Genomic DNA, 8,521 nt, shown 5'->3' with positions numbered 1-8,521 from the left:
CCATTCTTGAGCTACACCCAATGGCACACCCCGCAACAATGCCCCAGAGTCATAGTTACTATTCTTCCACTCAAGCACTGCCACTTTCAATCGTTCTTGCCAAAGGCGAAACTGACGGTTAGCGTTCATCCACTCTCGCAGAGTCAGCCATTCGCGGATTAGGGCTTCATGGACAACTTCTACTGTATCTTCCCCGGATTTTTCATCACGTCCGGTGACAACCAAACGGGCTGGGTATCCTGCTAAATAACTTACTAATCCCCAGTTTTCATCTCCAACTTCTGCACGGGTAGCGATGCGACGAGTGTCCTCTGTTCCTTCTCCTGGGCGCACTAATTGCACAAAAATTCGTGGTACAATTTTTTGCTGTGTTTCGTCGAGTCGTTTATAAACTTCCTCGGCGTGATTAGCCAAAGCTTTTTTCACACCCCCAATCTCATCATAAGCTTGATGAGTTAACTTGCGCTTTTGCTGCAATGACCAAAGTCGGGTGAGCGCAAATTCCAACAATGGCAGGTTCCCAGGCTCATTTCCAACATCATCTAAAATTCGTTGTGTTAATTGTCCTTCTAATTGGACTACCATTTTCTGGGCTGGCTGCTCAATTGCTCTAAGCAGTTCCTCACGATTCATTGAGCTTAAGAACTGAGGTGAAAACTGCTGCAATGCATCACGAAAAGGACGATACCCAAGCATAAAGCCAGAAAAATCAGCCCTTAAACTGAAAACGAGTGTAAAGTTGTCCAGATGAATCGCTGCCAACAGTGCATCAACGAAACGCTCAATCACCTCTTTATTCTGGCAAAGAGTGTAAAGTTCCTCAAACTGATCTGCAAACAGCAACAAGCGTTTACTACTATCACGTTCATTAAGCCGGGATATCACCGTAGGTAAAGTGATTCTTCCAAGTTCCATATCTGCTGCTAATCCGATAGCTTCCCGCAGTTGTGCAGTTTCCCCAGTTTCTGGTTCTAATAAACGCACTAAGACAGAAGCTAACTGATAAAATGGTTTATCCCCAGGACGAAATGATTCAATCAGCCAGTTGCCAGAAATCCGCAGTTGGGGAAACAACCCCGCATACACAACAGAAGATTTCCCACTACCACTAGGACCAATTACTCCTACCAAGGGCTGTTGGTTGACGGCTTCAACCAAACCATTGACAAACGTTTCGCGTCCAAAAAAGAATGCTGCATCATTTTCTGTAAATGCAGCTAATCCAACATATGGATTGGGAGGAATAACGTCAAATAATGGCTGAGTAACAGCAATCGGGTCTTTTTTCAATAAAACCGGAGTTTGCTGCTCTAAATAATTCATTAAAACCGAGCGACCTAATTTATAAGCAAACTCCATCTGTTGTCCTGCGGCTAAAGCATCGTAAAATGCTACAGAAAATGCGATCGCTGCTTTATCCCCAATCGTTCGGTTCATGCCAATCACATAGTTGACGTGCTGGCTGATGGCTTTTGCTTGCACTTCGCTATAACAAGCATTGAGAAGTACGCACTCAACTCCCTTTGTAGCAAATAACTCAAACATACTGGAGAGCGCATCTGCGTTGAGAAACGCTGGTTCGTCTGCTTCATTTTCTAAGACAATGCCATCAACTCCTGCACCATGCCCACTAAAGTGAACAATCTGGGGTTGGTAATCTAAAATCGCTCGGTAAAAATCACGCTGACGTACTGCCCACTTTTGCTCTAACTTGAACTGCTCACGTTTATTCCCTCGTTTCAACCCTTCATCAATTTCCCGTATTTCTTTATCCAATTGCAACCTAGAAGTTCCTGCCGGATTGGCTGCCAAAATCAAAATTGTTTTGACATAACGGTTGTTATCATCATCAGGTTGGGGAGAGTTCATAGAACAAGGGTCAATTTTTATACGATCATAATCCAAAGGTGCTATATGAAAAACACTTATACATATAGGAATCCTATTTGATTTTTGAAACACACGTAGGTGGGCACTGCCACTAAAACCCGAATATAGTGGGCAGGATTTGATTAGCAGTGCCCACCCTACACTACTTACTTATATGAAAAACATTTATACATAATTCTTATAGATGAAACTGAAATCAACTTATGCACCAGTCATTGCGACTAGAGGGAACAGGGAACAGGGAACAGTGAACAGTTATCAGTTATCAATTGCTTGATAACTGATAACTGATAACTGGTTAACATAAATTGTACTTAGTTGAGCAAAAATCAAAGAAAAATCCTATAGCAAACTTAATTTTTTATCAAAAATTATCACTTCTTTGCAATACTTAACTAATTCATTAATGAAAAATAGTAAACATAGATTAAAACTAATAAATTTAATAATTATTCGTTAAGCTCATCAGTCAGAATTAAGAGTAAGCTGAAATTAATGAAGCCTAGTTGGAACTTTAGGTAACTAGGCGTAAATAAACTTAAATGTCATTGTCAATTGTCATTCTTTCAGGACTTGTACTATTGACTATTGATTAATGACCAATGGCTAATTCCCAAAGCAACCTGAACAACAAGACGCCATGATGATAGAAAAAATTTTGCTAGCTGTCTCTGGATTGGGTCATGCAGAAAAAATGCTCAAAACTTTGGCAGACGTCCCCTCAATTCAACGGTCAAAAGTTACAGTTTTGCATGTTGTTCCCCACCTATCTTCTGCTGAAGCTATGACAACAAAGTGGGAAGAGGGTGGCAAAATTCTGGCTAATGCAATCCAGTATTTGAACTTAGATCCCAGCAAAGTTTCTTCGATTTTACGGCAAGGTGATCCTAAACGTGTTGTTTGCGAGGTCGCGGACGAAATCGACGCTAACTTGATTATTATGGGTTCACGCGGACTCAAGCGGTTGCAATCGATTTTATCAAACTCAGTCAGTCAGTACGTTTTTCAATTATCTTCTCGCCCCATGTTGCTGGTGAAAGATGACATTTATGTCAAAACAGTCAAGCGCGTTATGGTGGCAATGGATAACTCTGATGTTGCAAAACGTTGCTTGAGTTTGGCTTTATTCTTGCTACGAGATATTAAGGGAGGAGAGTTAATTCTGGCTAATGTTAGCACAGATTTACGCGGCAAAGAATCTCAAATCACTGAAATTAGTCCAGAAAAAAATCCTATTTTAGCTGCAGCTTATGCAGAAGCTAAAAAATATGGCGTGCCAGCTCGTTGTTTTATCAGCAGTGGTAAACCAGGTGAAGAAATTTGTCGCTTGGCAGATGAACGCAAGATAGATTTATTATTGCTCGGTTCTCCAGATCGGCGTCCTTCAATTGCCAAGAATTTGGTCGATATAGACCGACTTTTGGGATCTTCTTTATCTGACTATGTTCGAGTTAATGCTACCTGTCCTGTATTATTAGCGCGGACGGTAGATTAAAGTTACTGCGGTTGATAAACAAAACCCCTACACAGGCAAGTGTGGGGGTTTTCGTGTGATTGACAAAATAGGTCTTAACTATCTTTTTTCCTGTTAATCAGCCTTCGCGGCTAGCAGTTTGGATGTAAAGAATGAGTAAAAAAACAGCGGGGACTAAAACGAACAAAATGCTCGCCACGAACCCCAGGTCATTAACTTGCATGGAAAGAATGCCTCTCAATGATATCCACTAGACAATTTAAGGATATCATTATCTCAGGTTCAAGGAGTTATTTCTTACCTGCTAATTATTCACCCTTAAGGCTTTGTTACCACACTAACTGGACCATTAACTAAGGTTTGGCAAGCAAGACGACAGTTTTCAGGCTTTTTCTTCAATAATCGATTTTCCGTATCTGTACGGGGTGAAAGATTTTCCATTCCTTCGACGACTTCGACAACGCAGCAGCCACATTGACCGTTGCCTCCACAATTCATCATCTTGCCAAAGACTTTATATATATCTACGTTGTTTTGCATGGCTTTGAGCCGTAGATTCGCACCATTTGCCGCTACGACTTCTTTATTTTCTTTGACGAATGTGATATTACCCATGCCTGATACCTCTTTTACTGTAAGCCTGAGTGCGAAGCTAAGTTTTGACTAGCTTTAAGAATGATGTATTATCTCTTGTTTTATATTATTACGTAATATTAATAAATGTCACTTTCTGTAAGACTTATTTCTTTTGATTTGCATAAACTACAAACACGTGCTAAATGCACAAAGCATTCTCAACAAGACCTAAAAAACCGGGTTTATCAACGAAAAGTTAAGCTTTTTAAGTGGTGTCATTCTCAAGAAACCCGGTTTTTGACTCTGGTGCAAGATGTCAGAACCTCTGTTCTACCCGATTCAAAACTGCTGTAAAAGTGGGGTAGGCAATGCCCACCCCACTTGATATCTCATATTTTTATAATGGCGAAAACGCGATAATTGCGCCCACCAATTTTATCTAAAACCAACCGCTGCTTGCCAAACGAAAGCCAGCAACAAGAAGAACAAAGGAATGAGTGGTAGAACATCTACCAGAGGGTCGAAGATTTGGTAAGCTTCAGGCAATTTTGCTAACAACAATGCTGCTTCCATAATTTTTTAAATCCACCTATCCAACACAGCTTTCAGAATTGACAAGTATCTTAACACGGTTTAGTCCTCTATTAGTCCTGAGTCTTTATCTACTGAACACTCGCCACTTTCTGGAGTCAGCCATTGGGCAAATTCTGTAAGAAATCGGTCTTCTAATATTGCCTTGCGTATTCTTTGGGTAAAGCGAATGAGTTCAGTGATGTTGTGAATACTTAACAAGGTGTAAGCCAAAATTTCTTGCGATCGCACCAAATGAGACAAATACGCACGGCTGAAGTTTTGACACGTGTAGCAAGGGCATGTTTCATCTAAAGGCGTAAAATCTTCACGAAACCTTGCATTCTTTAAATTCCAGCGATCGCCTTGCACCATCGCTGTACCATGTCTCGCCCAGCGAGTGGGAATCACGCAGTCAAATAAATCTACACCTGAGGCGATCGCGATCGCTATCTCCCGATAAGTCCCGACACCCATCAAGTAACGCGGTTTTTCTGGTGGTAGCAGTGGCGCTGTTGCTTGGACAATTTTTGCAATCAGTTCAGGCGGTTCGCCGACACTCACGCCACCAATAGCATATCCCGGCAAATCTAACTTTGTTAAAGCAATAGCCGCATCACAGCGCAAATCAAGATACACTCCTCCCTGTACAATACCAAACAATGCTTGATCACTACGTTGATGCGCCACAACACAACGTTCTAGCCAACGGTAAGTTCGTTGCGTCGCTGCTTCCACATCTTCCCGACTGGCTGGGTAGGGCGGACACTCATCAAACGCCATGATCACATCTGCTCCCAGAATATTCTGAATCTCAATCGAGCGTTCTGGTGTTAAGTTAATAATTTGACCATCATGGGGTGAGCGAAACGTGACACCTTCTTCACTGATTTTTCGCATTTCGCTCAAGCTGAAAACCTGAAACCCACCGGAATCAGTCAGAATTGGACCATTCCAGCCCATAAATTTGTGCAGTCCTCCACCTCCAGCCACAATTGCTTCACCTGGTTGGAGGTGCAAATGATAAGTATTGCACAATATCATTTGTGCTCCTGTATCCTGGAGTTGGGCTGGAGTTAAAGTTTTGACATTTGCCAAAGTCCCCACTGGCATAAATCGTGGAGTTTCCAACGGACCATGAGGAGTAAAAAAAACCCCGGCTCTAGCTTTGGTTTGGCTACAGCTGGCAAGATGTTGAAAAGAAAATTTTGCACTCAAGATAGAATTAACCTTTATCAAACGCTCAGCACTCAGCGTCAGCTTTTTAGCTCACTGGTTATCCTAATTTAACTAGCTGTGAAACCTTTGAGCAAAAACAGAAACGATAACTGAGGAAGCCTCACAGCAAATCGGAGTTATCGTCATCAAATTCCGCATCCCATCTAGCTGATAGCACCTGCTCCATCATCACCTCTAGATCGTTGATATTCAAGGAACGCTGTTGGCGTTCTTGAGCGGGTGTCGAGAGGGGAATCAGTCGCAGACACACCCCCTCTTGTACTAAGTCAAAGTAAGTTTCTTTTTCTTTTGACTGTTTGAGTTCCAAGTAATCAAAACTGGAAATATTCAAGTAAAGAGCATGATTTGCGATTAGGGTAGAGCGTTGTGGATTGGCAAACACTTCCATAACATCTCCCTCACCCTCACTCTGCAACTGACCTTGGTAAGTGTAGATGTAGCGGACACGACCTAAATCCGACAGCAATCGTCGCATATCAAGTTTCTTCACAACAACGCCTGTGTTGATAATGCACGGAGCTGGTATCTTCGCATTAGGTAGATGATGAGTCATAATCAAACAACTTCAAGAGCGCAGGTGAGATGTAACGCAGTCAAGCAGCCAACCAATTTTGGATTTTGGATTTTGGATTTTGGATTGACTCCACCCTAAAGGTGAGGAGCTTGAAGAATTTGGGATTTGGGATTGAAGAATTGATTCCGTCCACCGAAGGACGAGGCTTGTACCGAAAGGGCCCCCAATCTAAAATTTCAAATCTAAAATCTAAAATCGTTTCGCTTAAGGCAACAGCTTCTTTACCCTCTACATTTTAATCAAATATGGGATCTGTAGAGCGAATAACTAAAAAGCTGTAATAACGAATTTCTAATTATCAGCAGTACTAAACTGCAAGTGAGTTCAACTCAGGATTTACGCAAAAATAACGTAGTTGTGTTATTGCGAGGAGGAGTGCGCAATCTCACAATCTTGTTGTTTCGTAACTCGTGCGTAAGTCCTACAATTGTTAGTGCTTAAGCCATGACAGAAAACTGTTAAAAATATTAAATGAAACCTTAACACTAAGACAAGAATAACAAAATTTTTCCGATGACTTTGTATAAAGTGTAAATCTTATCTAAACCTTTAAACATTTATCTCCATATATGTACCTAAATTAACAGTGTAATGTTTTAGGAATAAAGTACAAAAACTGTTCATTAATGTGATAAACATGATTAACAAGTACCAGTGGTGGAAACAACTACTGTTAGAGCTTTACGCTTCTGTTATATTCTATACTAGCATTTCTCTCCCATATGTAAATGAGTTAAACTTCACGAGGGTGTCGCGACTCGCACCGCAAGTAGGGTTAATCATTGGCGGAATTTTAGGGGTATTAGACACTGGCATGAATTTTTTGGGTGTGCCGATACTGACTCGCAGCGTTTTGGTGGTATGTCTTTGGATTTTTATGACTGGTGGACTACACTTAGATGGAGCAATGGATACTGCGGATGGTTTAGCAGTGGGTGATCCAAAGCGGCGACTAGAGGTGATGGCAGATAGTGCTACAGGTGCCTTTGGGGCTATGGCAGCAATTGCCTTGATATTAATGAAAACAGCCGCGTTAACAGATTTAAGTAAAAACCGTTGGTTAACTTTGATGGCTGCTTGTGGGTGGGGACGCTGGGGTCAACAACTGGCAATTTTGCGTTATCCTTACCTCAAACCAACTGGTAAAGGTGCCTTTCACAAACAAGCTATTTGTTCCTATAGGGATTTGTTACCGGGACTGTTATTGATGATAGGTTTAAGTGGTTTACAAATAGTCTTCGATAAACAACGTTTGTTTTTCGTTTTGGCAACGGTACTTGCTGGAAGTGCGATCGCCACTCTCACTGGTGCCTGGTTTAACCATAAATTAAGTGGACATACAGGAGATACTTACGGCGCGGTTGTTGAGTGGACTGAAGCTTTATTTCTTTGTGTACTAACTATTTTGGAAAAGCATGAATTGTAAATTATCAAAAAGTTTTGTCATTCATAATTTGCAATAATTTGGAATTCATAATTTCATTTCGCTGGCTGTAGTCGTGTCACCTTAAGTCTAAAAAGTCCAATTCCAGTTTCTCCAAAAGAGCGTACGCGAATCACATAATTATCTGTTTCCACGATCCGGGTAAAAAGTAGGGAATTGCTGGTACCATCAGGACCATCATCATTTTCTGCTACTGTTGTTCCATTGGATGATAGCAGTGTAACCATACAGTCAAAACTCTCAGACGCCAAATCAATTACTAAATTATCGCCCTTATTCAACTTCACCATGTAATCACGGGCAAATCCGCCTTGACCAGTGGGAATGTCTTTGTCAGAGAGTGTGTCGTTAATTTGATTACCAACAGGTATAGAAATCGGATTATAAAACTTATTAGCTTGAGCAAAAGCTGCTGTTGTATTTATTACAATCGCTAGTAACGTGGCAGGAATGATTGTAACTTGTTTCAATCCCACAGCCAGACTCTTATTTCTCATCCAAAGATTATTCCCACAAAAACAGAATCATCTGGTTAATTATAGTTTTCTTAGGCAGAGTTTGCCTATTGAGTAAAAAAAAGTGGAAAAATAATTCAAGATTCAATCAAATTAATTTCTATAGAATTCTTATTTGATTTTTGTGAAAGTGCCTGCACTTTGTGCTTAAAAAACTCAGTACACCTTTATTGCTTCTTTCCTGTTCCCGTTCGGACGTTCGGCGAAGCTATCTCCTGAGCCCTGAGTCCCAAAGGGAC

The 8,521-nt window shown here is 41.1% G+C and carries 9 protein-coding genes; 2 read left to right on the top strand and 7 right to left on the bottom strand.

Going from position 1 to position 8,521, the window contains the following annotated elements:
* A partial coding sequence (locus AC5590_RS10170; RefSeq protein WP_169268599.1) for an nSTAND1 domain-containing NTPase occupies positions 1-1,869 on the bottom strand: 1,869 nt, incomplete at its 3' end.
* A 664-nt stretch (positions 1,870-2,533) separates the two neighbouring features.
* Here AC5590_RS10170 and AC5590_RS10165 point away from each other — a divergent pair.
* Positions 2,534-3,385 (top strand): universal stress protein, encoded by an 852-nt coding sequence (locus AC5590_RS10165; RefSeq protein ID WP_169268600.1) that lies wholly within the window; start codon positions 2,534-2,536, stop codon positions 3,383-3,385.
* Between the two features lie 97 nt (positions 3,386-3,482).
* Here AC5590_RS10165 and psbM read toward each other — a convergent pair whose 3' ends face one another.
* From psbM to AC5590_RS10140, 5 genes are all read right to left on the bottom strand, one after another.
* The gene (gene psbM / locus AC5590_RS10160; protein ID WP_169268598.1) at positions 3,483-3,587 is read right to left on the bottom strand and encodes a photosystem II reaction center protein PsbM; all 105 of its coding nucleotides are present in this window, start codon (positions 3,585-3,587) and stop codon (positions 3,483-3,485) included.
* Positions 3,588-3,682: 95 nt separating this feature from the next.
* Positions 3,683-3,979: a 2Fe-2S iron-sulfur cluster-binding protein gene (locus AC5590_RS10155; protein ID WP_169268597.1), complete on the bottom strand. Its 297-nt coding sequence runs from the start codon at positions 3,977-3,979 to the stop codon at positions 3,683-3,685.
* Between the two features lie 396 nt (positions 3,980-4,375).
* Positions 4,376-4,513, bottom strand: coding sequence for a photosystem II reaction center protein K (locus tag AC5590_RS10150; protein ID WP_048868254.1), 138 nt, complete (start codon positions 4,511-4,513; stop codon positions 4,376-4,378).
* Between the two features lie 60 nt (positions 4,514-4,573).
* A complete protein-coding gene (tgt, locus tag AC5590_RS10145) occupies positions 4,574-5,728 on the bottom strand; it encodes a tRNA guanosine(34) transglycosylase Tgt (protein ID WP_169268596.1) in 1,155 nt (384 codons plus the stop codon).
* 121 nt (positions 5,729-5,849) lie between these two features.
* Complete coding sequence (locus tag AC5590_RS10140; protein WP_169268595.1) at positions 5,850-6,302, bottom strand: hypothetical protein; 453 nt, start codon at positions 6,300-6,302, stop codon at positions 5,850-5,852.
* 658 nt (positions 6,303-6,960) lie between these two features.
* On the opposite strand from AC5590_RS10140, the gene cobS reads away from it, so the two are divergent.
* A complete protein-coding gene (cobS, locus tag AC5590_RS10135) occupies positions 6,961-7,749 on the top strand; it encodes an adenosylcobinamide-GDP ribazoletransferase (protein WP_169268594.1) in 789 nt (262 codons plus the stop codon).
* 53 nt (positions 7,750-7,802) lie between these two features.
* Here cobS and AC5590_RS10130 read toward each other — a convergent pair whose 3' ends face one another.
* Positions 7,803-8,264, bottom strand: coding sequence for a PPC domain-containing protein (locus tag AC5590_RS10130; RefSeq protein ID WP_169268593.1), 462 nt, complete (start codon positions 8,262-8,264; stop codon positions 7,803-7,805).
* Positions 8,265-8,521 lie beyond the last annotated feature (257 nt).

Origin of the sequence: Brasilonema octagenarum UFV-OR1, from assembly GCF_963888615.1 — a bacterium.
Taxonomy (GTDB): Bacteria; Cyanobacteriota; Cyanobacteriia; order Cyanobacteriales; family Nostocaceae; genus Brasilonema; species Brasilonema sennae.
The sequence above is the reverse complement of the archived record's forward strand: the minus strand, read 5'-3'. Positions and strand labels throughout refer to the sequence as shown.

Coding starts and splice junctions, on each gene's coding strand:
- AC5590_RS10165 (WP_169268600.1), top strand. CDS start 2,534: ATGATAGAAAAAATTTTGCTAGCTGTCTCTGGATTGGGTCATGCAGAA.
- psbM (WP_169268598.1), bottom strand. CDS start 3,587: ATGCAAGTTAATGACCTGGGGTTCGTGGCGAGCATTTTGTTCGTTTTA.
- AC5590_RS10155 (WP_169268597.1), bottom strand. CDS start 3,979: ATGGGTAATATCACATTCGTCAAAGAAAATAAAGAAGTCGTAGCGGCA.
- AC5590_RS10150 (WP_048868254.1), bottom strand. CDS start 4,513: ATGGAAGCAGCATTGTTGTTAGCAAAATTGCCTGAAGCTTACCAAATC.
- AC5590_RS10140 (WP_169268595.1), bottom strand. CDS start 6,302: ATGACTCATCATCTACCTAATGCGAAGATACCAGCTCCGTGCATTATC.
- cobS (WP_169268594.1), top strand. CDS start 6,961: ATGATTAACAAGTACCAGTGGTGGAAACAACTACTGTTAGAGCTTTAC.
- AC5590_RS10130 (WP_169268593.1), bottom strand. CDS start 8,264: ATGAGAAATAAGAGTCTGGCTGTGGGATTGAAACAAGTTACAATCATT.